Annotated in this window: 20 protein-coding genes; 11 read left to right on the plus strand and 9 right to left on the minus strand. The window is 69.7% G+C overall.

Annotated features, from left to right (window positions below; genetic code table 11):
• The first annotated feature begins 3 nt into the window (after positions 1 to 3).
• Entirely contained in the window at positions 4 to 468 is a 465-nt protein-coding gene (locus tag FOZ74_RS14770; protein WP_146913771.1) for a VOC family protein, read from the plus strand.
• A gap of 13 nt (positions 469 to 481) precedes the next feature.
• On the opposite strand, the gene FOZ74_RS14775 is transcribed toward FOZ74_RS14770, so the two are convergent.
• From FOZ74_RS14775 to imuA, 3 genes are read right to left on the minus strand one after another with little or no spacing between them, the layout of a single operon-like run.
• Complete coding sequence (locus FOZ74_RS14775; protein ID WP_255437657.1) at positions 482 to 3,796, minus strand: error-prone DNA polymerase; 3,315 nt, start codon at positions 3,794 to 3,796, stop codon at positions 482 to 484.
• Entirely contained in the window at positions 3,789 to 5,075 is a 1,287-nt protein-coding gene (locus FOZ74_RS16425) for a DNA polymerase Y subunit UmuC family protein (protein WP_255437659.1), read from the minus strand. The genes FOZ74_RS14775 and FOZ74_RS16425 overlap by 8 nt, the downstream gene beginning before the upstream one ends.
• A 4-nt stretch (positions 5,076 to 5,079) precedes the next feature.
• Positions 5,080 to 5,910 carry a translesion DNA synthesis-associated protein ImuA gene (imuA, locus tag FOZ74_RS14785; protein WP_146913773.1) on the minus strand — a complete coding sequence of 277 codons (831 nt, stop codon included), beginning with the start codon at positions 5,908 to 5,910 and terminating at the stop codon, positions 5,080 to 5,082.
• A 140-nt stretch (positions 5,911 to 6,050) separates the two neighbouring features.
• On the opposite strand from imuA, the gene FOZ74_RS14790 reads away from it, so the two are divergent.
• Entirely contained in the window at positions 6,051 to 7,166 is a 1,116-nt protein-coding gene (locus tag FOZ74_RS14790; RefSeq protein WP_146913774.1) for an NAD(P)/FAD-dependent oxidoreductase, read from the plus strand.
• Between the two features lie 119 nt (positions 7,167 to 7,285).
• Here FOZ74_RS14790 and FOZ74_RS14795 read toward each other — a convergent pair whose 3' ends face one another.
• Positions 7,286 to 7,939, minus strand: a complete 654-nt coding sequence (locus FOZ74_RS14795; protein WP_146913775.1) for a response regulator transcription factor — start codon at positions 7,937 to 7,939, stop codon at positions 7,286 to 7,288.
• Positions 7,936 to 9,969, minus strand: a complete 2,034-nt coding sequence (locus tag FOZ74_RS14800) for a sensor histidine kinase (RefSeq protein ID WP_146913776.1) — start codon at positions 9,967 to 9,969, stop codon at positions 7,936 to 7,938. Before FOZ74_RS14800 ends, FOZ74_RS14795 begins: the two co-directional genes overlap by 4 nt.
• Positions 9,970 to 9,989: 20 nt before the next feature.
• Here FOZ74_RS14800 and FOZ74_RS14805 point away from each other — a divergent pair, with 20 nt between their 5' ends.
• From FOZ74_RS14805 to FOZ74_RS14820, 4 genes are all read left to right on the plus strand, one after another.
• Positions 9,990 to 10,994: a DctP family TRAP transporter solute-binding subunit gene (locus FOZ74_RS14805; RefSeq protein ID WP_255437660.1), complete on the plus strand. Its 1,005-nt coding sequence runs from the start codon at positions 9,990 to 9,992 to the stop codon at positions 10,992 to 10,994.
• A gap of 138 nt (positions 10,995 to 11,132) precedes the next feature.
• Positions 11,133 to 12,125, plus strand: coding sequence for a TRAP transporter substrate-binding protein (locus tag FOZ74_RS14810; protein ID WP_146913777.1), 993 nt, complete (start codon positions 11,133 to 11,135; stop codon positions 12,123 to 12,125).
• A 109-nt stretch (positions 12,126 to 12,234) separates the two neighbouring features.
• Positions 12,235 to 12,753, plus strand: coding sequence for a TRAP transporter small permease (locus FOZ74_RS14815; protein WP_255437661.1), 519 nt, complete (start codon positions 12,235 to 12,237; stop codon positions 12,751 to 12,753).
• Positions 12,750 to 14,027 (plus strand): TRAP transporter large permease, encoded by a 1,278-nt coding sequence (locus tag FOZ74_RS14820; protein ID WP_146913779.1) that lies wholly within the window; start codon positions 12,750 to 12,752, stop codon positions 14,025 to 14,027. The genes FOZ74_RS14815 and FOZ74_RS14820 overlap by 4 nt, the downstream gene beginning before the upstream one ends.
• Positions 14,028 to 14,089: 62 nt before the next feature.
• On the opposite strand, the gene FOZ74_RS14825 is transcribed toward FOZ74_RS14820, so the two are convergent.
• Complete coding sequence (locus FOZ74_RS14825; protein WP_146913780.1) at positions 14,090 to 15,370, minus strand: O-acetylhomoserine aminocarboxypropyltransferase/cysteine synthase family protein; 1,281 nt, start codon at positions 15,368 to 15,370, stop codon at positions 14,090 to 14,092.
• 241 nt (positions 15,371 to 15,611) lie between these two features.
• On the opposite strand from FOZ74_RS14825, the gene FOZ74_RS14830 reads away from it, so the two are divergent.
• The 5 genes from FOZ74_RS14830 to FOZ74_RS14850 all read left to right on the plus strand — a co-directional run bounded on the left by FOZ74_RS14830 (position 15,612) and on the right by FOZ74_RS14850 (position 19,147).
• Entirely contained in the window at positions 15,612 to 15,794 is a 183-nt protein-coding gene (locus tag FOZ74_RS14830; RefSeq protein WP_146913781.1) for a hypothetical protein, read from the plus strand.
• The gene (locus FOZ74_RS14835) at positions 15,782 to 16,015 is read left to right on the plus strand and encodes a hypothetical protein (RefSeq protein ID WP_146913782.1); all 234 of its coding nucleotides are present in this window, start codon (positions 15,782 to 15,784) and stop codon (positions 16,013 to 16,015) included. Before FOZ74_RS14830 ends, FOZ74_RS14835 begins: the two co-directional genes overlap by 13 nt.
• Before the next feature lie 87 nt (positions 16,016 to 16,102).
• Positions 16,103 to 17,122 (plus strand): tRNA adenosine(34) deaminase TadA, encoded by a 1,020-nt coding sequence (gene tadA / locus FOZ74_RS14840; protein ID WP_222434212.1) that lies wholly within the window; start codon positions 16,103 to 16,105, stop codon positions 17,120 to 17,122.
• Entirely contained in the window at positions 17,109 to 18,077 is a 969-nt protein-coding gene (locus FOZ74_RS14845; RefSeq protein WP_146913783.1) for an LD-carboxypeptidase, read from the plus strand. The genes tadA and FOZ74_RS14845 overlap by 14 nt, the downstream gene beginning before the upstream one ends.
• Before the next feature lie 98 nt (positions 18,078 to 18,175).
• Positions 18,176 to 19,147 (plus strand): adenylate/guanylate cyclase domain-containing protein, encoded by a 972-nt coding sequence (locus FOZ74_RS14850; RefSeq protein WP_146913784.1) that lies wholly within the window; start codon positions 18,176 to 18,178, stop codon positions 19,145 to 19,147.
• A gap of 16 nt (positions 19,148 to 19,163) precedes the next feature.
• Here FOZ74_RS14850 and FOZ74_RS14855 read toward each other — a convergent pair whose 3' ends face one another.
• The 3 genes from FOZ74_RS14855 to FOZ74_RS14865 form a co-directional block, all read right to left on the minus strand.
• Positions 19,164 to 20,006: a MinD/ParA family protein gene (locus FOZ74_RS14855; RefSeq protein ID WP_146913785.1), complete on the minus strand. Its 843-nt coding sequence runs from the start codon at positions 20,004 to 20,006 to the stop codon at positions 19,164 to 19,166.
• A 10-nt stretch (positions 20,007 to 20,016) separates the two neighbouring features.
• Positions 20,017 to 20,763: a GGDEF domain-containing protein gene (locus tag FOZ74_RS14860; RefSeq protein WP_146913786.1), complete on the minus strand. Its 747-nt coding sequence runs from the start codon at positions 20,761 to 20,763 to the stop codon at positions 20,017 to 20,019.
• Positions 20,764 to 20,835: 72 nt separating this feature from the next.
• Positions 20,836 to 22,512 carry a SulP family inorganic anion transporter gene (locus tag FOZ74_RS14865; protein WP_146913787.1) on the minus strand — a complete coding sequence of 559 codons (1,677 nt, stop codon included), beginning with the start codon at positions 22,510 to 22,512 and terminating at the stop codon, positions 20,836 to 20,838.
• Positions 22,513 to 22,521: the final 9 nt, after the last annotated feature.

A 22,521-nucleotide genomic window follows, 5' to 3' on the forward strand; every position in this document is an offset into this window, starting at 1 on the left:
CGCATGGCAAGTCGTCCATTCAAGGTTCTCGGCATACAGCAGGTCGCTATCGGCGGCACTGACAAAGCGGCCCTGCGCCGCTTGTGGGTGGACATGTTCGGCCTCACGCCCACCGGCAGCTTCCAGAGCGAGCGCGAGAACGTGGATGAAGACATTCTGGTCATGGGCAGCGGCGCCTCCAGGGTGGAGGTCGACCTGATGCAGCCGCTGGACATCGACAAGAAGCCGGCGGTGCATATTCCGCCGCTGAACCACATCGGCCTGTGGATAGACGACCTGCCCGGGGCGGTCGACTGGCTGACGGCGCAGGGCGTGCGCTTTGCGCCGGGCGGGATACGCAAGGGCGCTTCGGGCCATGACGTGTGCTTCATGCACCCCAGGGGCAATGAGCAGTTTCCGATCAGCGGCGAAGGCGTGCTGCTGGAGCTGGTGCAGGCCCCGCCCGAGGTGATTGCCGCCCTGGGCTGAGGCAGCGGCGGCTTCAGCGAAAGTCGCGGCTCCTGCCGCTGTGCCCGGCAAGCCGGCCGAGCAGCGGCGTGAGATCGGCCAGTTGCCCCGCCACCAGATGGCAGGCGGCGCTGCCCGCGCCGGGTTCCGCTGCGCACGTGCGCTGCCAGCGGCCCTGCACCGCGAGCAAGCGAGCGTGCAGCAGCACTTGGCGCTGGCGCTCGCGCAGTTCGGCCCCGATGATGACGTTCACGGTGCCGGTTTCATCTTCCAGCGTGACGAAGACCGTGCCGCCCGCGGTCTGCGGGCGCTGGCGCACGGTGACCAGGCCGCAGGCGCGCACGCTGCGCCCGCTCGGCAGGGCCAGCAGGGCGGCGGCGCTGCTCAGGCGCCGGCGCGCCAGGTGCGGGCGCAGCAGCGCCAGCGGATGGCGGCGCAGCGTCAGGCCCAGGGCGGCGTAGTCGTGGATGATTTCCTCGGCCTCGGCGGCCGCGGGCAGGCACAGCCGCGCCTCACCCACCGGCGCGTCCTGCAGCAGCCGGGGGGTGCCGTGCAGCGCGGCGGCCTCCCAGGTCTGCTGGCGCCGGTGGCCTGCGAGACTGGCCAGCGCATCGGCCGCGGCCAGGGCGTTGAGTTCGCCGCGGCCAAGCCGCGCGCGCAGCGCTAGGTCTTCGGTGCCGGCCAGGGGCCGCAGGGTGCGCGCCTGCACGATGCGCGCGCCGGCCTCGCGCCCCAGCGAGCCGACCAGGCGCAGCCCCAGGCGCACCGCGGGGCGAAGGTCGGCATCAGCTTTGTTTTCGATAGCTGAAAGCGCTTTACCAGCAAGCGTTTGTGGCCGATTTGGCTTGCAATCCTGCACCACCGCCTGCGGGTACTGCAGACGGCAGTCCCAGTCGCTTTGCGTGACGTCCACCGGCAGCACTGCGACGCCGTGGCGGCGCGCGTCCTGGATGAGTTGCGAGGGGGTGTAAAAGCCCATGGGCTGGGCGTTGAGCAGCGCGGCCAGGAAGGCCTCGGGCTCGTGGCACTTGAGCCAGGCGCTTTCGTAGGCCAGCAGCGCAAAGCTCCAGGCATGGCTTTCCGGGAATCCGTATTCGCCAAAGCCCTTGATCTGCTCGAAGATGCGCCGCGCGAAGTCCGGCCGGTAGCCGCCCGCCACCATGCCGCCGATGAAGCGCGCCTCGAACTTGTGCACGTTGCCGCCGTACTTGAAGGTGGCCATGCCGCGGCGCAGCGCGTCGGCCTCGCCGGGTGAAAAACCCGCGGCGAGGATAGCCATCTGCATCACCTGCTCCTGGAAGATGGGCACGCCCAGGGTGCGCGCCAGCGCCTGCATCAGGCGCGGCGGCTGCGCAGGGTCTTCCAGGGCCGAGCGTTCGTAGCGCGTGGCCCGGCCCGCCGCGCGGCGGCTGCGCGCCAGCAGGTAGGGGCGCACCATGCCGCCCGCCACTGGACCGGGACGCACCAAGGCCACCTGCACCACCAGATCGTAGAAGGTGGCGGGTTTCAGGCGCGGCAGCATGGCCATCTGCGCGCGGCTTTCGATCTGGAACACGCCCACGGTGTCGGCGCGGCGCGCCATGGCGTAGGTGGCGGGGTCGTCCGGCGGGATGTCGTAGCGCGTGAAGGGCGCGCCCCGGCGCTCACTGACCAGCTCCAGCGTGCGGCGGATCGCGCTGAGCATGCCCAGCGCCAGCACGTCCACCTTCATCAGGCCCAGGTCTTTGATGTCGTTCTTGTCCCACTGGATGACGGAGCGCCCCGCCATGGCGGCGTTTTCCACCGGCACCAGGCAGGTGAGCGGGGTCTGCGTGAGCACGAAGCCGCCCACGTGCTGACTCAGGTGGCGCGGCAGGCCCAAAAGCTGGCGCGCCAGCAGGGGCCAGAGCAGGGCGCTGCGCTCGCTCAGCGGCTGGCCGCCGGTGCGCACCGCCAGCGCCTGCAGGTGGGCGGCGCCGGGCGCTTCATGAAAGCCCGGGTGGTCCTGGGCATAGGCGTCGATCAGGGTCTGGGGCAGGCCGAGCGCCGCGCCCACCGCGCGGATGGCGCTGCGCGGGCGCCAGGTGATGACGGCCGCGGCCAGCGCGGCGCGTTCGCGCCCGTACTTGGCGTAGAGGTACTGGATGACCTCCTCGCGCCGCTCATGCTCGAAGTCCACGTCGATGTCGGGCGGCTCGTGGCGCCGCTCGCGGCTGATGAAGCGCTCCAGCAGCGGGTGCGAATGCTCGGGGTTGGCCGCGGTGATGCCCAGGCACCAGCAGACCACCGAGTTGGCCGCCGAGCCGCGCCCCTGGCACAGGATGCCCCGCTCGCGCGCAAAACACACGATGTCGTGCACCGTGAGGAAGAACATCTCGTAGCGGCAGGCGGCGATCAGCCTGAGCTCCTTGACCAGGTAGCGCCTGATTTGCACGGGCGTGCCGCGCGGGTAGCGCTCGGCCATGCCCTGCAGCACGCGCTGGCGCAGCGCCTGGCTGGGCGTGAGGCCGGCGGGCAGGCTCTCCTGCGGGTAGTCGTAGTGGATCTGCGCCAGGTCAAAGCCGCTGCAGCGCTGCACCACCTGCAGCGTGGCCTGCAGGAGCGCGCGCGGGTAGATGCGCGAGAGCAGCAGGCGGTGGCGCAGGTGGCGCTCGGCGCTGGGCTGAAGCTGCAGGCCGCAGTCGGCCACGGGGCGGTTCAGGCGCGTGGCGGTCAGCACGTCCTGCAGCGGCTTGCGCGAGCGCCGGTGCATGCAGACCCCGCCCGCGGCCACCAGCGGCAGGCCGTGGCGAGCGCCCAGCAGGCGCAGCGTAGCCAGCCACAGCGGGTCTTCAGGGCTGCGCAGCAGCTCCACGGCCAGCCACAGATGTTCAGGGTCAAATCTGGCTGTAACGCTTGCCAGGCAAGCGCTGACAGCTTCTTCATCGATAGCGCTGTTGGTGGGTGGTTCGGGCACCCAGAGGATTTCGCAGCCGGCCAGCAGGCTGAAGCTACCGTGCTGCCAGTCGATTTGGTAGCTGCCCTTGGCGGCGCCCCCGGTGCGCGCGGCGGTGATGAAGCGGCACAGCCCGCCCCAGCCCTGCAGATGGCGCGCGATGGCGATCAGCCGCCCGCCGGGCAGGGCGAACTCGCTGCCGTACAGCAGGGCAAAGCCCTCGGGCACGCGGCCTTCTTCCCTGAGTTCGCGCAGCCTGGCCCAGGCGCGCACCACGCCCGCCACCGAGCATTCGTCGGTCAGCGCCAGGCCGGCGTAGCCAAGCTCCACCGCGCGCTGCACCAGCTCCTGCGGCAGCGAGGCGCCGCGCCCGAAGCTGAAGGCGCTGATCGCATGCAGCTCGGCATAGCCGGGCAGGGCGGCGGGCTCAGGCATACAGGCCGTGCAGATACCAGCGCGGCGTGGCGTCGCCGGGGTTTTGTTCGCGGTAGATCCACACCAGGCCCTGGCCGGGTGCCTGGGCGATGAAGTAGTCGCGCCGCGGCGGCGCATGGGCTTCTTCCCACCAGCCGGTTTCGATGCGCTGCGCGGGGGTGAGCCGCGCGAGCGCCCGCCCTTGCCACTGCGGGCGCTCGTCCTGGGTGGTCAGGGGCTGGGGCGTGGCCAGCAGCCAGGTGGGGGCCAGCGGCAGGGCGGTGCAGGGGGGCGCTGCGCGCTGCGCCTGCGCAAGCACTTGCTGCGCCGGCACCCAGCGCTGCATGCGCTCGGGCCGGTGGTCGGCGTGGGGCTGCGCCATCAACACTTGCGTGGGGCCCAGGCGGGCGCTCAGGCGCTCGACCAGCTCATGCAGCGCCTCGCCCCGGCCTTGTTCACCCGGCAGCAGGCCGGCTGCCTGGCCTTGCCAGGGCGCGAGCTGCAGCGTGCGCAGGCCCAGGCGGTTGACCGGCGCGGCCAGCGGCGTGCGCGCCAGGTGTTCGTCGATGAGACGGCGCAGATGGGCCATGCCCTGCACCGGCTGGGCGGTGCGGATGTCCAGCGCCGCGCCGGGGGGCAGCTCTGCGCCGTTCAGGCGCCGCTGGTCGAAGCGCCAGTGCAGCGCAATCGCCGACGCGCCCAGCACCCGCGCCGTGAGCCAGACCTGCAGCCGCAGCAGCAGGTGTTCCAGCGCCGGGTGCAGCTCGGCCGTGGTGGTGGCCAGCACGGGCAGCTCCAGCGCTTCATCAAAGCGCTCGGGCAGCTGCTCCCAGGCGTGGATGTCGGGCGCACGGCCTTCGGCCTGGTCCAGCGCCGCCAGCAAGTCAGCACCCAGGCGCCGCGCCACCCCGGCGCGGGGCAGGGCGCGCAGATCGCCCCAGGTGCGGCAGCCCAGGCGGGCCAGCACCGGCAGATGGGGCCGGGCGGCGCTCAGGGTGGCCAGCGGCAGGGCATGGGGCGGTGTATCCGGGTTTTGCGCAGGCGGCAGGCGCAGGCGTGCCAGTGCTATCAGGGATGAAGCGCCTTGCGCTTGTCTGGCGGGCGCTGGAGCCGATTTTTGCTCAGATATTCTGGCCAGCAGGCGCTTCAGCCCGCCCCACAGGCGCAAACAGCTTTGCACCTCCATCAGCACCGCCTCTTCCACCAGCGCCACGCGCGGGGTGTAGCCCAGCATGCGCCAGGCCAGCAATTGGCGGCCCTCGGGCGTGTCATCGCGCGGGTGCAGGGCGATCCAGTGCATGGCGCTAAACAGCCTTTGCCAGCACCGCCCGGGGTGGTGGGCGGTCTTGCGGCCCACGGCTCCTGCCAGCGACAGGGTCTGCGCAAAGCGCCTGCGCGGGCGCTCGACTGCGCAAGGCCTGTGGCGTCTCTTGGCCCGGGGCTTCGCGGGGCTGGCGGCTGGCGGCCAGCAGCGCGCGCAGGGCCGGGGGCTGGGCGGGCAGCCGCAGCGGCGCGCTCAAGGGCGGACCGTGGCGCTTGAACAGGTCCAGCGTCAGGCTTTCGCCGTCGCCCTCCAGCAGCAGGCGCAGCGGCGCGGGCGAGGGCTGAACACGTGCGGTGTGCGGGCGCAGGGCGAACAGCGGCCGCGCCCGGCCGCGCGCCGCCAGATGCAGGCGGCGCAGCGCGTGGTCTTGCGCGTGGGGCAGCCACAGCAGCAGCGCGAGCACGTCGGGGCAGCGCAGCGCCTGCTCCGCGGCCCACAGGCGCTGCAGCGGCGCTGCCGCGGGAACGCACAAGAGCCGCTCGGCGGGCAGGCCGCGCGCGGCCAGCGCCGGGCCAAAGGGCAGGTGGGGCGCGCCCACGAGCGCGATCACGCCGCGCTGCCCGCCGGCCAGCTGCGCCAGGGCGGGCAGCAGCAGCGCCCATTCATGCAGGCCGGGGCGGCGCTGCAGCAGCTCCACCAGCGCCCCCAGCGGCCAGCCGCCACCGGGCAGTTCGGCGTCCAGCGGGGCGTGGCGGCTGCAGAGCACCGCGCCCTCGGCCGCGCCCAGCGTGCCGCCGCGCCAGACCTGAGCGGGCAGGGACGCCAGCGCAGGGCGCGGGCCATCCGGAACGAGGGGGCGAGGGGCAGACATGGCAGCGGGCGGAGCGCCTGGTTTTTCGTTAATTGGCTGTTGATTTATACAGTATTGTGCCACCCTCTGTCAGGTCTGCCACGGATAATCAGCCGCTTCTTTGGGCGGCTTTTCGCGGGATGCAGGCACAGGGGCAGACCATGGTGGACAGCGTGCAATGCGTGGTGGTGGGCGCGGGTGTCGTCGGCCTGGCGGTGGCGCGCGCGCTGGCCCTGCGCGGGCGCGAGGTGCTGGTGCTGGAGGCCGAGGCGGCCGTCGGCACGCAGACCAGCGCACGCAGCAGCGAGGTGATCCACGCGGGCATCTACTACCCGCCAGGCTCGCTCAAGGCGCGCCTGTGCGTGCAGGGCAGCGCGATGCTCTACGACTATTGCGCTCGCCGCCAGGTGCCGCACCGGCGCTGCGGCAAGCTCATCGTGGCCACCTCGGCGCGGCAGACCGAGGCGCTGCAGGCTGTGGCCGCCAGGGCCCAGGCCAATGGCGTGCACGACCTGCAGTGGCTGGGCGCCGCCGCCGCCCACCGGCTGGAGCCCGCGCTGCAATGCCATGCGGCCCTGCTTTCGCCCGGCACCGGCATCATCGACAGCCACGCGCTCATGCTTGCGCTGCAAGCCGACCTGCAGCAACACGGGGCCATGGTGGTCCTCAATACCAAGGTAGTGCAGCTCGATGCCACCCGGGGCGCGCTGCGGCTGCGCACGCAGGAGGGCGCCGAGCTGGCGGCCAACCTGGTGGTGAACGCCGCCGGCCTGCATGCACCCGCCCTGGCGCGGCGCACCCCGGGCCTGCCGCCGGCGCTGGTGCCGCGCGCCTTCCATGCCAAGGGCAGCTACTTTGCCTGCGGCGCGCGCGTGCCGTTCTCGCACTTGATCTACCCCTTGCCCGAGGCGGCGGGCCTGGGCGTGCACCTCACGCTGGACCTGGCCGGGCGGGCGCGCTTCGGCCCGGACGTGCAGTGGGTGGACTCTCCTGACGACCTGCAGGTGGACGGCGAGCGCGCACTGGGCTTCTACGCCGAAGTGCGCCGCTACTGGCCTGCGCTGCCCGACGGCGCGCTGCTGCCCAACTACGCCGGCATGCGCCCCAAGATCAGCGGGCCGGGCGAGCCGGCGGCGGATTTCCTGATCCAGGGTCCGAGCGCGCATGGCCTGCCCGGGCTGGTGAACCTGTTTGGTATCGAGTCGCCCGGGCTCACCAGCTGCCTGGCGCTGGGCGAATGCGTGGCTGCCTTGCCGGGCGTGGCGGATGCGCGCTGAGACGACTTCGCTATCAAAAAGACAACTGCCTTGCTTCGCCTTGCCGTACCAGGCGTACTGTCTGCGGCGTCGCGCCTTGTTCTCTTGTGGATTGCAAATCCGCAGGAGGCGCTGCCGGATCAGGGCGGGCCAGGCTCGCCGTCACGTCCCGCGGGCTGCAGCTGGCCCAGCTTGTGCGCCAGTTCGATGGCCGACTCCACGCCCATTTTCTCGAAGATGTTGGCGCGGTGGAATTCCACCGTGCGCGCGCTGATGCCCAGGTGCTCGGCGATGTTCTTGTTGTAGTGGCCGCGCAGCAGCTCGCCCAGCACCTCGCGTTCGCGCGGGCTCAGGGACGCCAGCGCCTGGCGCAGGCGCTGCAGCTCGCGCTCGCCGGCGCTGCGTGTCAGCAGCGCCTGCATGGCCTGCTCCACGCGGTCCACCAGCATGTTGTCCTGGAAGGGCTTTTCCAGAAAGTCCCAGGCGCCTTCCTTGACCGCCTGCACCGCCGTGGCCACGTCACCATGCCCGGTCAGGAAGAGCACGGGCCAGGGGCAGCCCAGGGTCTTGAGACGCTCGAAAGTCACGAGGCCCGAGAGCGGCTGCATGCGGATGTCCAGCAGCACCACCGCCAGGCCCCACTGGCCCTGCAGCGCGCGGGCGGCATCCAGAAAGACGTCGCCGCCCTGCCATACCCGGGTCTTCCAGCCGCGTGAATCGAACAGCCAGGCCAGGCCGTCGCGCACGTCGGCATCGTCATCGACGATGTGGATGTCCATGGCGGTGGTGTTCATGCGTCGCTCTCCAAGGGCAGGATGGCGGTGAACAGCGCGCCGCCCAGCAGTGCGTCGCGCTCCACCTGGATGCGCCCGTGGTGCGCCTCGGCAATCGAGCGGCAGATGGCCAGGCCCATGCCCATGCCACCGTGCTTGGTGCTGAAGAAGGCGTCAAACAGCCGGGCCTGGGCGGCCTCGGACACGCCGGGGCCGCTGTCGGCCACCGCCAGGCTCGCTTCGCCCGTGGTCGTGTCGGCCTGCAGGCGCACCTGTACCCGGGCCGGGGCGGTCGCGGCTTCGCCCGCCCAGTCCAGCGCGTTGGAGCACAGGTTGTGCACCAGGTGTTCCAGCAGCAGGGCGTCGCCGCGCACCAGCACGGGGCGGCTTGGCAGCTGCAGGGCGATGGGCGTGGCCTGGCCTTCCTGCGCCGTGCTTACCGCGCGGCGCACCAGCGCCGCCAGGTCCAGCCGCGTCAGGTGCAGCTCGCGCTTGCGCGCAAAGGCGTTCACGCGCTGCGTCACGCCGCCGGCGCGCTCGGCCAGCTGCGCCATGCGCCGCACCACGGGTTCCATGTCGGCCAGGGCAATCGTGCCCGCGCGCAGGCGGTTGAGTAGGCCGTTGGCAAAGCTGGCCAGCGCGCCCAGCGGTTGGTTGAGCTCGTGCGCCAGCGTGGAGGCCACCTCGCCCACGGCCACCAGGCGCTCGGAGGCTTCGAGCTTTTCCTGCTGCTCGGCGGCCAGCCGCTGCGCATGCTTGCGTTCGCTGATGTCCAGCACCGAACTCATCCAGCCGAGCTGGCGTCCGTCGGCGGCAAGCAGCGGCGCCTCGTGAATCAGCACGTCCACCAGGTGGCCGTCGCGGTGGCGGTACTGCGCCTCCAGGCCCTGCGGCTGCGTGCCCGCATGCAGGATGCCACCGTGCAGCACGGCCAGCTCGCCCGCCTGCTCGTCCGGCCAGTAGGGCATGGGCGCGCGCGCGCCGCGCAGCTCCTGCGCGCCGTAGCCCACCATGGCGCAGAAGGCCTGGTTCACGTAGAGGATGGTGCCCTGCAGGTCCCAGGCGCGCATGCCTATGCTGACTGAGCGCTCCATGGCCGAGCGCAGCGCCACCTCGGCCTGCAGGCGCTGCTGCACCTGCTGGCGCTTGGCAAAGTCGCGCCGCAGCGCCAGCAGGCTCACCAGCAGGCCGAGCAGGAACACCAGGGCGACGGCGAAGAACAGCCGCGGCGTGGAGGAGGTGTGCGAACCCAGCGGCGTCACCTGCAGCAGCAGCTCCACGCCGGGCAGGTTCATGGGCGTGAGGTAGCTGGCGCCGTCCGGCGCAGTGCCGCCCGGCAGGCCCGCGTCCGCCACGATGCGCACCTGCTGCTGCGCGATGAACCAGGGCGGCAGCAGGGCGACCAGCGCCTGCTGCATGGACAGCGCCACCACGTAGAGCCCGGCCAGGCGGGCGCCGTCGAACGAGGGGACGGCCAGCCAGACGCGCCCGTCCTGGCCGCCGTCCGCATCCCGCAGGGGCCCGGCGTAGCTTGCCCGCCGCAGGCTGGCGGCGGTGTCCTGCAGCAGCTGCAGCTGCTGGTGGTTTTCGGCATTCGACTCCAGGTCGGCCCGCCAGATGGCGAGGTCCCCGGCGCTGCCGCGCGGGTCGCCCGGCTGGGCCAGCCAGGCCTGCGCCTGCACCACGGCGGGACTGCGCCACAGCAGGCCGGCAGGGTGGGTGTCGGCCTCGCCCTGGCCCGGCGTCTGCAGCGCCTGCGGGCCATCGATCGCGAGCTGGCGCGCGCGCTGCGCCAGATCGCCTTCAAGACGGCGGAAGTGGAACTGCACGCTTTGCTCCAGCCACTGCGCGTCCGCGCCGCGCCGACGTTCTTCTTCCTGCACTTCGACACGGTGCAGATACCAGGCCAGGGCCAGCACGGTCAGCACGGTCAGCAAGGCCAGGCCCAGCATCCAGAGCGTGGCGCGCCGGCTGCCGCGCTCGCCCAGCGGGCGGGTGGCGGCGTGCAGGAGCGCGAAGTCTTCGGCGGGATGCGGGGCGGTCAGCGGCACGGCTTTGGATAATAGCGGCCGTGCCTGCTTCGCTCGCTTCCCGCCGCCGTCTGCTCGGGGCCCTCGCGGCCACGGCCGTGCCGCTGCCCGCGGCCGCGCAACCGGCGCGCGTGACCATCCGCCTGTCGCACGTGGTCACGCGCCAGACCCCCAAGGGGCTGACCATGGAGCGCTTCCAGCAGAACGTGCAGCAGGCGAGCGCGGGGCGCATCCAGGTGGTGATCTACCCGAATTCGCTGCTCTATGGCGACGCCGACGAGATGCAGGCACTGCAGCTGGGCGCGGTGGACATGCTGGCGCCTTCGCTGTCCAAGTTCGGCGCCATCGGCTTTCCCGAGTTCGAGCTGTTTGATCTGCCCTTCCTGTTCGGCGCGCGCGCGCAGGTGCACCGCATCACTCGGGGGCCGGTCGGGCAGGCGCTGCTCGACGGCCTGGCGCACCAGGGCCTGGTGGGCCTGGGCTATCTGGACAACGGCTTCAAGCACATGAGCGCCAACCGGCCGCTGCTGGCGCCGCAGGACTTCGCGGGCCTGCGCATGCGCGTGCAAAGCTCGCGCGTGATTGCGCGGCAGATGCGGGTGCTGGGCGCGCGCCCGGTGGTGCTGGCCTTCGGCGAGGCGCGGCGCGCGCTGGCGCTGGGGGTGGTGGACGGCACGGAAAACCCGATCTCCAACTTCTGGACCCAGCGCATGCACGAGGCCCAGCTCGACCTGAGCCTGACCGCGCACGCCTGGCTGGGCTACGCGGTGGTGGCGCAGCGGCGCTTCTGGGATTTCCTTGGCGCGCACGACCGCCACCTCGTGTTGACGGCGCTGCAGGAGGCGCTGGCCTGGGGCAACACCATTGCCCAGCAGGAAAACGACGCCGCCCTGGCCGCGCTGCGCGCCAGCGGCGCAACGCGCATCCACCTGCTGGACGAGGGCCGGCGCGAGCGCCTGCGGCAAGGCACGCAGGCGGTGTACGAGCAACTGGAGCCGCGTACCGCCGCCTGGCTGGAGCGGGTGCGCGCGGCTCTCGAAACTTAGGGCAAGGCTGCCCGGGATTGGCGTCTTAGGAGTACCTTAGGTGTAAACCCTAGCTGTGGAAGGCCACAGTTACGCTGGGCACCCGGCTGGCCTAAAGTGCAAGGCTTGTTCGTTGTACCTGTTGCGAGGAGACTTCCGATGCGATTGCCCCTGAAACACATTCTGGCCTGCGCCGTGCTGGCTTTCGGCGCCACCGTGGCGGCCCATGCGCAGCCCATCGTGGTCAAGTTCAGCCACGTGGTGGCCGACAAGACGCCCAAGGGGCAGGCCTCGCTCAAATTCAAGGAACTGGCCGAGGCCAAGCTGCCGGGCAAGGTGCAGGTTCAGGTCTTCCCCAACTCGCAGCTGTTTGGCGACGGCAAGGAAATGGAAGCGCTGCTGCTGGGCGACGTGCAGATGATTGCGCCCTCGCTGTCCAAGTTCGACCGCTACACCAAGAAGATCCAGCTGTTCGATCTGCCCTTCCTGTTCGACGACATGGCCGCGGTGGACCGCTTCCAGGCCAGCGAGGCGGGCAAGTCGCTGCTCGACTCGATCAAGGGCCGCGGTCTGCAGGGCCTGGCCTTCTGGCACAACGGCATGAAGCAGCTGTCGACCAACAAGGACAAGCTCGAGCGTCCCGAGGACGTCAAGGGCCTGAAGTTCCGCATCCAGGCGTCCGACGTGCTGGAGGCGCAGTTCCGCGCGATGAACGCCAACCCGCAGAAGATGGCCTTCTCCGAGGTCTACCAGGCGCTGCAGACCGGCGTGGTCGACGGCCAGGAGAACACCTGGTCGAACATGTATTCGCAGAAATTCCACGAGGTGCAGAAGACCATCGCCGAGACCAACCACGGCGTGCTCGACTACATGGTGGTGACCAACTCCAAGTGGTGGGAAGGCCTGCCCGCCGACGTGAGGAAGGGCCTGTCCGAGGCCATGGCCGAAGCCACCGAATACGGCAACAAGCTCGCCGGCGACTTCAACGAGCGCGACAAGAAGCTCATCAGCGAGGCCGGCAAGGCGCGCATCCAGCAGCTGACCAAGGACGACGTCGCTGCCTGGCGCAAGGCCATGGAGCCGGTGTGGAAGAAGTTTGAAGGCGACATCGGCAAGGACCTGATCGACGCGGCCCTCAAGTCCAACCAGTGAGCGTCAGGGGGCCTTGCATTTGCCAAGCCCAAAGAGGGAAGCGACCCGCACACTGGGTCGCTTTTTTTGGCCTGTTAATTTCACTTGAGGGTATCCGAGCATGCGCTGGATGGATCGACTTGAGGAGTACTTCCTCGCGCTGATGCTGGCGGGCATGACCCTGGTCACCTTTGGCCAGGTGGTTGCGCGCTACGTGTTCAACTACAGCTTCACCTGGGCGATGGAGCTCACCGGGGTGATGTTCGCCTGGATGATCTTCATCGGCGCGTCCTACGGCGTGCGCGTGAGCGCGCACATCGGCATCGACGCCTTGATCAGGGTCATGAACCCGCGCCTGGCGCGCGCCGTCGCGCTGGCGGCCACGGCGCTGTGCATCCTGTATTCGTGCGTGCTCGCCTTTGGGGGTTGGCAGTACCTGTCCAAGCTCTACACCGTGGGCGTGTACATGCAGGACATTCCGGTGCCGCAGTGGGTGCCCAAGATCGTGCTGCCCTTCGGTTTCATCCTGCTGGCGCTGCGCTTTGGCGTGGTGTTCTACAAGCTCCTGAGCGGGCAGGACGTGCACCTGCTCGGCGACGAGGCCGAAGACGCGCTGAAGATGCGCGAAGAGATGGAGGCCAAGCCATGAACACCCTGGTTCTCTTCGTGCTGCTCTTCGTCTTCATGTTCATGGGCATGCCCGTGGGCGTGGCGCTGGGCCTGTCCTCGCTGGCGGTGATACTGGGCTTCACCAACGATTCGCTGGCTTCGCTCACGCTCAAGATCTACGAGACGTCCGAGCACTACACGCTGCTGGCGATTCCCTTCTTCATCGTCGGCGGCGTGTTCATGACTACGGGCGGCGTGGCGCGGCGCATGATCCGCTTTGCCAATGCCTGCGTGGGGCATTTCCCGGGCGGCCTGGCCATGGCCTCGGTGCTGGCCTGCATGCTGTTCGCGGCGGTATCGGGCTCTTCGCCCGCGACGGTGGTGGCGGTGGGCTCCATCGTGATTGCCGGCATGGTCAAGGCCGGCTACAGCAAGGAATTCGCCGCGGGCGTGATCTGCAACGCCGGCACGCTCGGCATCCTGGTTCCGCCCTCCATCGTGCTCGTGGTCTATGGCGCGGTCACGGAAACCTCGGTGGGGGCGCTGTTCCTCGCGGGCATCCTGCCGGGCATCGTGCTGGGGCTGATCCTGATGGTGGCCATTTACTGGCGCGCCCGCGTGCTCAAGCTGCCGCGCCAGCCCAAGGCCAGCATGAACGAGGTGTTCGTCGCCGGACGCCAGTCGCTGTGGGGCCTGCTGCTGGTGGTCATCATCCTGGGCGGCATCTATGGCGGGGTGTTCACGCCCACCGAGGCGGCTGCGGTGGCGGCGGTCTATGCCTTCGTCGTGGCGGTGTTCATCTACCGCGACCTCAAGTGGGGCGACATTCCCGGCGTGCTGCTGGAATCGGCCAAGGTCACGGTGATGCTGATGTTCATCATCGCCAATGCGCTGCTGTTCGCCCACGTGCTCACCACGGAGCGCATACCGCAGCAGATCGCCGAATCGATCGCCGGCATGGGCATGGCCCCGTGGCAGTTCCTGATCGTCGTCAACATCCTGCTGCTGGTGGCGGGCATGTTCATGGAGCCCACCGGCATCATCCTGATCATGGCGCCCATCCTGTTTCCCATCGCCGAGAAGCTGGGCATAGACCCGGTGCATCTGGGCATCATCATGGTGGTGAACCTGGAGATCGGCATGGTCACGCCACCCGTGGGGCTTAACCTCTTCGTCACCTCGGGCATCACGCACATGACGATAGGGCAGGTGGTACGGGCGGCGCTACCCTGGACGCTGCTGCTGCTGATTTTCCTGATGATCGTCACCTACGTGCCGGCGCTGTCGACCATCGTGCCGCAATTGCTGCACTGAAAAAAATAGCGGCTGACGCTTGCCCCACAGGCGCCAGCCGCGTTTTTGATGCCAAAACCGGATCAGACCGCGTCCAGCGCCTGGTTCAGGTCCGCGAGCAGGTCGCTGATGTGTTCTATGCCGATCGACAGGCGGATCATGCCCTCGCTCACGCCCGCGCTGAGGAGCTCCTCCGCGTCGAGCTGGCGGTGCGTGGTCGATGCCGGGTGGGTGGCCAGAGACCGCGTGTCGCCGATGTTCACCAAGCGGTAGAAGAGTTTGAGCGCGTCAAGGAAGCGCGCCCCCGCGGCGCGCGGATCGCCCTCGGTCTTGAGGTTGAACGAGACGATACCCGAGGCCTTGCCACCGAGCAGGCGCTGGGCGATGGCGTGGTCCGGGTGGCCCGGCAGCCCCGCGTAGCGCACCCACTCCACCTTGGGGTGCTGCTCCAGCGTTTCGGCTATTTTTTGCGCGTTCTCGCAGGTGCGCTCCATGCGCAGACCCAGGGTTTCTATGCCCTGCAGGATCTGCCAGGCGTTGAACGGGGAGAGCGCCGCGCCGGTGTTCCTCAGCGGCACCACGCGCGCGCGGCCGATGTAGGCCGCCGGGCCCAGCGCCTCGGTGTAGACCACGCCGTGGTAGCTCACGTCGGGCTCGTTCAGGCGCTTGAAGCGCGCCTTGTGCTGGCCCCAAGGGAATTTGCCGCTGTCGACGATGGCGCCGCCTATGCTGTTGCCGTGGCCGTTCAGGTATTTGGTCAGCGCATGCACCACGATGTCGGCGCCGTGCTCGATGGGGCGCAGCAGGTAGGGGCTGGGCACGGTGTTGTCCACGATCAGCGGCACGCCATGCGCGTGCGCGACCTCGGCCAGCGCGGCGATGTCGGTGACGTTGCCCAGCGGGTTGCCGATGGATTCGCAGAACACCGCCTTGGTGCGCGCGTCGATCAGCGCGCCGAAGCTTTCGGGCTTGCGCGGATCGGCGAAGCGCACGGTGATGCCCTGCTGCGGGAAGGTGTGGGCGAACAGGTTGTAGGTGCCGCCGTACAGCGTGCTGGCGGCCACGATGTTGTCGCCCGCCTCGGCTATCGTCTGGATGGCCGCGGTAATGGCCGACATGCCCGAGGCGAAGGCCAGTGCGCCCACGCCGCCTTCGAGCGCCGCCAGGCGCTTTTCCAGCACGTCGGTGGTCGGGTTCATGATGCGGGTGTAGATGTTGCCCGGCACCTTCAGGTCGAACAGATCGGCGCCGTGCTGCGCGCTGTCGAAGACGTAGGAGGTGGTCTGGTAGATCGGTACCGCAGCAGACTTGGTCGTGGGCTCGGGGGTATAGCCGGCGTGGATCGCCAGGGTGTCAAGATGCATGGGCGCGGCCTCCAAGAGTGCAAAAGGCCCGATTGTCGGCGCAACGCACGCGGAGCAAACGATACATTGGCTATGTGCTTATGCGGATGGGTTCGGCTTTCGATGCGGCTTGCCCGCGGACGATGGCCGTGCGCCGCGCAGACCCGGCTGTACAGCCGCCCCGCTTTCCCGCTAGGATGCGCACTCCCGTCGATTGCGGCGGGACGACATGAAGCGGCCTTGCGATCAGCCCGCCGTGCCCATGCAGCCGCCGCTGGGCGAAGAGGGGCAGAAGGCCTGGGCGGAGTTTCGCGAGGTGCCCGAAGGCGCCCGGGCCGCAAGCCAGACCTCGCCACTTGAGTCCGCCATCGCCACTGCCAGCTTGCCCGCCGCCATGCCATTCGTTCCTGTTTTGCCGCTCAAGGGGTTTTCATGCGTGCGCTGATGGGTATCGTCGGCCTGCTTGTGGTGCTGGTCTTCGTCGGTCTTCTCGCCAGGAAGCAGCTGGCCGCCACCCGGGCGCCGATGCCGGCGCTGCAGACACCGGGCGCCGGCGCGCCCGCGGACACCGTGCGGGCGCAGAGTCAGCAGGTGCAGCAGCAGGTGCGCGAGCAGGTGCAGACGCTGATGCAGCAGGCCCGGCCCATGCCAGACGATGAGCAATGAAATCGCGCCTCAGCCCTTGTGGACAAAGCGCGTGCAGCTATTTCCGTGGTAGCACAGCACTGCACGACCGAAGACGATGAGCGCTGGATGCGCGCCGCGCTCGACGCCGCGCGCGAAGCGGCGCAGGCCGGCGAGGTGCCGGTGGGCGCGGTGCTGGTGCGGGACGGCGTCCTCATTGCCAGCGGCCGCAACGCCCCGCTGGCGCAGGACGACCCGACGGCGCATGCCGAGATTGCGGCCTTGCGCGCGGCGGCCGCGCGCCTGGGCAACTACCGGCTCGAGGGCTGCACGCTCTACGTGACGCTGGAGCCCTGCGCCATGTGCGCCGGCGCCATGCTGCATGCGCGGCTGGCGCGCGTGGTCTATGGCGCGCCCGACCCCAGGACGGGGGCTGCGGGCTCGGTGCTCAACCTGTTTGCCCAGCCCCGGCTCAATCACCAGACGCGGCTGACCGGCGGCGTGCTGGCGGCCCAGTGCGCCGCCTTGCTGCAGGCGTTTTTCAGCGAACGCCGCAGCGCCCGGCGCGCGCTGGCCCAGCCGCTGCGCGCGGACGCGCTGCGCACGCCTGCGGAGCGTTTTGCCAGCCCTGAAGGGCACTACGATTACTTCGACGGGCTGCGGCTGCACTACCGCGACATCGGCCCGCGCGAGGCCCCCCTCACCTGGCTGTGCCTGCACGCGAGCCCCGCGTCGGGCGAGGTCTGGCGGCGCATGGCGCCCGTGTTCGCCGCGGCGGGCCAGCGCGTGGTCGCCCCCGATCTGATCGGCTTCGGTCGCAGCGACAAGCCCAAGAAAGAGGCTGCGCACACGCTCGGCTGGCACCGGCAGGTGCTGGCGCAACTGGTTGAACGGCTCGCGCTGCGCCGCGTGGTGCTCCTGGCCCAGCCGGGTGCGCCACTGGCGCCGCTGCCGGCGCCGCTCGTGCGCGTGCTCGAGGCGGCAGCGCCAGACGATGCGCCATTCCCCGATGCCGGCCACCGCGCCGGGCCGCGCGCCTTTGCGCGGTTTGCCGTGGACGAGCCGCCGGCCCTGCTCACCCTGCCCGATGCCAGCGCGGCTTCGGCCGAGGCTGCTATGGAATACTTCGCCCACCATGCACCACCCTGACCACTGCGGCCACGACCACGGGCCCAAGCACATCTACATCTATTCCCCGGCCAGTGCGGTGCGCGACAAGGCGGCGTTTCGCCGCGCCCTTGCACGCCTGGAGGCTCTGGGGCACGAGGTGGAGGTGGACGCCGACGCGCTCGCCCGTCACACGCGCTTTGCGGGCGACGACGCCACGCGCCTGGCGGCCGTCCACCGCGCTGCCGCCAGCGGAGCCGACGTGGCGCTGATAGCGCGCGCCGCCTACGGGTGCACGCGCATCCTGCCGGGCATCCAGTACAAGAAGGTCGCCAGGGCCATAGAGCGCGGCACGCGTTTCGTGGGCATGAGCGACTTCACCGCCTTCCAATGCGCCGTGCTGGCGCGCACCGGTGCCATCACCTGGGCCGGCCCGTCGCTGGAAATCGACTGGGGGTCCAAGGACGAACCGGACGAGATCATGGCCGCCTGCTTCGACGACCTGCTCACCGGCCACGGCGAAGGCACGGGCTGGCGCCTGGGCCGCGAAAGGCCCGGGGCCGACGGGTCTGCGGCGATGCCCGAAATCCATCTGAAGCCGGCGCCGCTGTGGGGCGGCAACCTGGCGGTGCTGACCTCGCTCATCGGCACGCCTTACTTCCCGCAGATCAAGGGCGGTATCCTGTTCCTGGAGGACATCGGCGAGCACCCCTACCGCATCGAGCGCATGCTGACCCAGTTGCTCTACGCCGGCGTGCTGGCGCGGCAGAAGGCCGTGCTCCTGGGCCAGTTCACCCAGTACAGGCTGGCGGCGCACGACAAGGGCTACAGGCTGCAGAGCGTGGTGGACTGGCTGCGCACGCGCATCAAGGCGCCGGTGCTCACCAATTTGCCCTTCGGTCATGTTCCGACCAAGGTGCTGCTGCCGGTGGGCGCGCCGGTGTCGCTCGCGGTGCAGGATCGCGAGGCGCTGCTGGTATGGGGGCATTTGCACTGAGGAGCTGACAATCTTCGACGTTTGGGTTTACACCCGGACACGCTTCGTATCCATAATGTGGTGGCGGCCCCGCCCCGCAGGGCCGGTGATTGCTGTCCATGAACCCTGCTGGAACACCCCTCGCGCCGAATACCCAGGCCAGCCAGATCAAGACCGTGGTATTTGCCGACATTTCCGGCAGCACCGCGCTCTACGACGCTCTGGGCAATGCCGAGGCGACCCGTGCGGTGACCACGCTCACGCGCCAGATGGGCCTGGCCATCAAGCATGCCGGCGGGCGCGTGGTCAAGAAGCTCGGTGACGGGGTCTTCGGGCTCTTTGGCGACGGCGCGGCCGCGGCCGCTGGCGTGGTGCAGCTCATGCGCGAACAACACCTGGCCACGCGCGCACTGCCGCAGTCGCACCGCCTGGCCGTGCGCGTGGGCCTGTGCAGCGGTGAGGTGGTCGAGGTGGATGGCGACACCTATGGCGACGCGGTCAACGTGGCCGCCAGGCTGTGCGAGATCGCCGCGCCGGGCGAGATCCTCGCCTCGCAGGAAACGGTGCAGACCCTGCCCCCGGGCCTGGTCGCGCTGGTGCGCATGGGCCACATGGAGGTGCGCGGCAAGAGCGATCCGGTGCTCGCCTACCAGCTCGAATGGCGCGAGGACGAGGCTACCGACTTCATGACCGTGCAGGGCGGCCTGCCCAGCGAGATCGGCGCGCTCGGCGTGGTCGCCGCGCACGGCAAGCTGGATTTTGACTGGCGCGGCACCCAGCAGAGCTTTTTGGCCGCGGCCGGCACGCTCTACATCGGGCGCGGCGCCAACTGCCATGTGCGCGTGGACGACCCGCGCGTCTCGCGCATGCATGCGCGCGTGGACTGGCGCCAGGGCAGCGCCGTGCTCACCGACCTGAGCAGCTTCGGCACCTGGGTGCGTTTTGCCGATGGTGCGGCGCCGGTGCAGCTGCGCCGCGAAAGCTGCCTGCTGCACGGCGCAGGCGAGATCGCGATGAGCGTGCCCTTTGCCGATGCGGCCGCGCCCGTGCTGCGCTTCGGCGTCTCCAGCATGGGCGCGCTCTCGGTCTGAGAGCGCCGCCTTCGCGTCAGCGCGGCTGGTCGAGCAAGGTGCTTTGCAGCTTGCTTGCCAGCTGCCCTATGGCCAGGGCGGCAGGGCAGCCGGGCATTTGCTGCAGCAGCAGCTGGCGGCGCATCACCGCGTCGCGCACGCTCGGGTCGGCGGGGATGTCGCCCATGTGGATGAGGCGCAGAGGCTGGCCGCTGCCCGTGGCCACGAAGCGGTTGAGCACCTGCTGCAGCTGCCCGGTGATGGCGCGCCCGTCGCCCGGGCGCACCGTCTGGTTGATCACCATGCGGATGTGGCTGCGGTTTTGCTGTGCGGCCAGCACCTTGATCGCGGCGTAGGCGTCGGTCAGCGAGGTCGGCTCGGGCGTGGCCACCACCAGCACCTCGGAAGCCAGCGAGATCGAGAACAGCACCACGTCGGAGATGCCCGCGCCGGTATCCAGCAGCACGATGTCGTAGTCGGGCGTGATGGTCTGGATCACGTGCAGGAATTCGCTGCGCACCTCGGGCGTGAGGCGCGAATACTCGACCATGCCCGAACCCGCCAGCACCACCGAAAAACCGCCGGGCGTGGGCAGCACCACGTCCCTGAGCTGTGCCTTGCCGGTGAACACGTCGTGCAGCGTGAGCTTGGGGTAGAGGTTGAGCACCACGTCCAGGTTGGCCAGGCCCAGATCCGCGTCGAGCACCAGCACGCGCAAACCCCGGCGCGTGAGTGCCGCGGCCAGATTGGCGGACACGAAGGTCTTGCCCACGCCGCCCTTGCCGCTGGTGATCGCCACGATGCGCGCACCGCTGATCGGCCGGGCCTGGGGCGCGGCATCGGCATCGGCGTTGGGGGGCGCGAGCGGCACGTCGGACATGTTCGGGGATTCAGTGGGCGCTGCCATGGGGCGGAGTCTGATTGGACGACAGTTCGCCCCAGGCTGAAGAAGTGTAAAGGGGGGCCAGAAGCATGTTTTTCTCGTCCGCGGTGACGGTGCTGTCGCGCGGCTCCTCGATGCTGACGCGGTTGCGGCCAGCCTCCTTGGCGTGGTAGAGCTGCAGGTCTGCGCGCTCTATCCAGAGTTTGGGGGTGCTGCGTATCCACGGAATGGCGTAGGCGCCGCCCACGCTCACGCTCACGCCCAGCTGCTGCGTCGGGGTGAGTGCGATCGGCGCGGCCGCTATCGCTTCGCACAGGCGCTCGGCCACGCGTGCGCCGAAGCTCAGCTGGCAGGCCGGCAAGATGATGGCGAATTCCTCGCCGCCATAGCGGGCCACGGTGTCCATGGGGCGCATGCAGCCCCGGATGGTGTGTGCCACGGTCTGCAGCACCAGGTCGCCCACCAGATGGCCGTGCGCATCGTTGACCCGCTTGAAATGGTCGATGTCCAGCATCAGCAGCAGCGCAGCTTCACCGGTGCGTGCCACGCGGTCGATTTCGCTCTCTATCGCGGCGTCGAAAAAACGGCGGTTGTGCAGCCCGGTCAGCGGGTCCTTGAGCGAGAGTTCGCACAACGCGTCGATCAAGGCCTGCAGGTAATGCGCCGAACCGCTGCTGACGGGCGGCAGACAATCCCCCAGGGTTTCGGTGACCAGGGCATGGGCAGTGGCTAGACGCAGGTCACCAGAATCCATGGACAGTGAGGGCAGGGCCGTACGGGGGTGAGGCTCACGCAAGTGTAGCAGTGCGCATGGCTGCGCCCTGGCTCAATTTGCCGGGTCGTGGCCCAGGCGCTGCAGGGTTTCGCCATCGCTGCGACACAGCAGCAGATGGGGCCCGGGTTCGAGGGCACCGGCGGCCTGCAGCGTCTGCTGCACCGGCAGCTTCAACCCGCTCAGGTACAAGGTGCCGCCGTGCCCCTGCACGAACAGCAGCAGGCGCATGAAAGCTTCTACGCCGGTGACGTCGATGCGGTTGATCGGCTGGGCGAACAGGCACAGGTGCTTGAGCGCGGGGCGGGCAGAAAAGGCATCCGCCACGCGCTTTTCCAGCGCCGTGGCCGAGGCGAAGTCCAGCGCCGCGTCCATGCGCAGCGCCAGCACCGCCTCGTCCAGCGCGCCCAGGCCCCAGAGCGCGCGGTCGCGCAGCGTGCCGTCCGGGTGCAGGCCCACCTCGATGATGCGCGGGTGCAGGCGCTGGTAGATGAAATGGCTGAGGTTGACCAGCAGCCCGGTGAGCACGCCCCAGTAGATGCGCGGCGCGCTCAGCAGCGTGATGGCGAAGGTCAGCAGCCCGGTGGCCGTTTCCACGCGCGAGACGCGCCACAGGCTCAGCATGCCGCGCGGCTGTATCAAGCCCTTGATCGCCACGATGACGATGGCCGCGAGCACCGACTGCGGCACGTGGTAGAGCAGCGGCAGCAGCCACAGCAGGGCGGCCAGCACCAGCGCAAAGGCGAACAGCGTGGCCCAGCCGGTGCGCGCACCCGCATAGAGGTTCAGCGCCGAGCGCGAGAACGAGGCACTCACCGCAAAGGCGCCGCACAGGCCCGAGCTGACCTTGGCCAGGCCATGGGCGATCAGGTCCTGGTTCTCGTTCCATTGCGTGCCGCCCTCGCGGTGGTCCACCTTGGCGCTGGAGGCGGTTTCCAGAAAGCTCACCAGCGTGATCACCATCACCGGCATCACGAGCGTGCTGAATTCGTCCCAGCTGAGCCAGCCCGGCAGGTACGGCGCCGGCAGCCCTTGGGGCAGCGCGCCCACGACCTTGCCACCCGCGTCGGCGAAGCCCGTGGCCCAGCTGAGCGTGGCGGTCAAGGCGATGACCACGATGGCCGCGGGAAAACTGCGCCGCCAGCGCGCGGCCAGCCAGAGCAGCGCCAGGCTCCCCAGGCCGAAGGCGGCCGCATGCCCGTCGAGCGCCTGCCATGAGGGATCGTGCAGGAAAGCGCGCCACGGCGTCGTCAGACCCAGCAGTGCCGGCAGCTGCGACATCAGGATGAGCAGCGCCGCCGCTTGGGTGAAGCCATTGAGGATGGGCGAGGTCACCAGGCTCAGCAGCCAGCCAAAGCGCACCACGCCCAGCAGCGCCTGCAGCAGGCCCGAGAGCAGCGCCAGCCACACCGCCAGCGTCACCCAATGCGCGCTGCCCGGCTGCGCCAAGCCGATGAGCGACGTGCCGGTAAGCAGGCTGGTGAGCGCCGTCGGCCCCACGCCCAGGCGCACCGAAGAGCCCCAGAGCACCGCCACCAGCATGGGAATGAGAGAGGCATACATGCCGGTCACGAGCGGCATGCCGGCCAGCTGCGCGTAGGCCACGCCCTGCGGCACCAGCATCAGGCCCACCGTCATGCCGGCCCAGAATTCGCCGCGCAGCAGCTCGCGGCTCGGCCTTGGCCAGGCCAGAAAGGGCAGCCAGCTGCTCAGCGTGCGCGGTATGGACATCGACGTATT

This window comes from Comamonas flocculans, assembly GCF_007954405.1.
Classification (GTDB): Bacteria; Pseudomonadota; Gammaproteobacteria; order Burkholderiales; family Burkholderiaceae_C; genus Comamonas_C; species Comamonas_C flocculans.

Coding starts and splice junctions, on each gene's coding strand:
- FOZ74_RS14795 (WP_146913775.1), bottom strand. CDS start 7,939: ATGAACACCACCGCCATGGACATCCACATCGTCGATGACGATGCCGAC.
- FOZ74_RS14865 (WP_146913787.1), bottom strand. CDS start 22,512: ATGTCCATACCGCGCACGCTGAGCAGCTGGCTGCCCTTTCTGGCCTGG.
- FOZ74_RS14815 (WP_255437661.1), top strand. CDS start 12,235: ATGGATCGACTTGAGGAGTACTTCCTCGCGCTGATGCTGGCGGGCATG.
- FOZ74_RS16425 (WP_255437659.1), bottom strand. CDS start 5,075: ATGCACTGGATCGCCCTGCACCCGCGCGATGACACGCCCGAGGGCCGC.
- FOZ74_RS14835 (WP_146913782.1), top strand. CDS start 15,782: ATGCGTGCGCTGATGGGTATCGTCGGCCTGCTTGTGGTGCTGGTCTTC.
- imuA (WP_146913773.1), bottom strand. CDS start 5,910: ATGTCTGCCCCTCGCCCCCTCGTTCCGGATGGCCCGCGCCCTGCGCTG.
- FOZ74_RS14830 (WP_146913781.1), top strand. CDS start 15,612: ATGCAGCCGCCGCTGGGCGAAGAGGGGCAGAAGGCCTGGGCGGAGTTT.
- FOZ74_RS14810 (WP_146913777.1), top strand. CDS start 11,133: ATGCGATTGCCCCTGAAACACATTCTGGCCTGCGCCGTGCTGGCTTTC.
- FOZ74_RS14850 (WP_146913784.1), top strand. CDS start 18,176: ATGAACCCTGCTGGAACACCCCTCGCGCCGAATACCCAGGCCAGCCAG.
- FOZ74_RS14820 (WP_146913779.1), top strand. CDS start 12,750: ATGAACACCCTGGTTCTCTTCGTGCTGCTCTTCGTCTTCATGTTCATG.
- FOZ74_RS14845 (WP_146913783.1), top strand. CDS start 17,109: ATGCACCACCCTGACCACTGCGGCCACGACCACGGGCCCAAGCACATC.
- tadA (WP_222434212.1), top strand. CDS start 16,103: ATGCGCGCCGCGCTCGACGCCGCGCGCGAAGCGGCGCAGGCCGGCGAG.
- FOZ74_RS14790 (WP_146913774.1), top strand. CDS start 6,051: ATGGTGGACAGCGTGCAATGCGTGGTGGTGGGCGCGGGTGTCGTCGGC.
- FOZ74_RS14770 (WP_146913771.1), top strand. CDS start 4: ATGGCAAGTCGTCCATTCAAGGTTCTCGGCATACAGCAGGTCGCTATC.
- FOZ74_RS14855 (WP_146913785.1), bottom strand. CDS start 20,006: ATGTCCGACGTGCCGCTCGCGCCCCCCAACGCCGATGCCGATGCCGCG.
- FOZ74_RS14860 (WP_146913786.1), bottom strand. CDS start 20,763: ATGGATTCTGGTGACCTGCGTCTAGCCACTGCCCATGCCCTGGTCACC.
- FOZ74_RS14825 (WP_146913780.1), bottom strand. CDS start 15,370: ATGCATCTTGACACCCTGGCGATCCACGCCGGCTATACCCCCGAGCCC.
- FOZ74_RS14775 (WP_255437657.1), bottom strand. CDS start 3,796: ATGCCTGAGCCCGCCGCCCTGCCCGGCTATGCCGAGCTGCATGCGATC.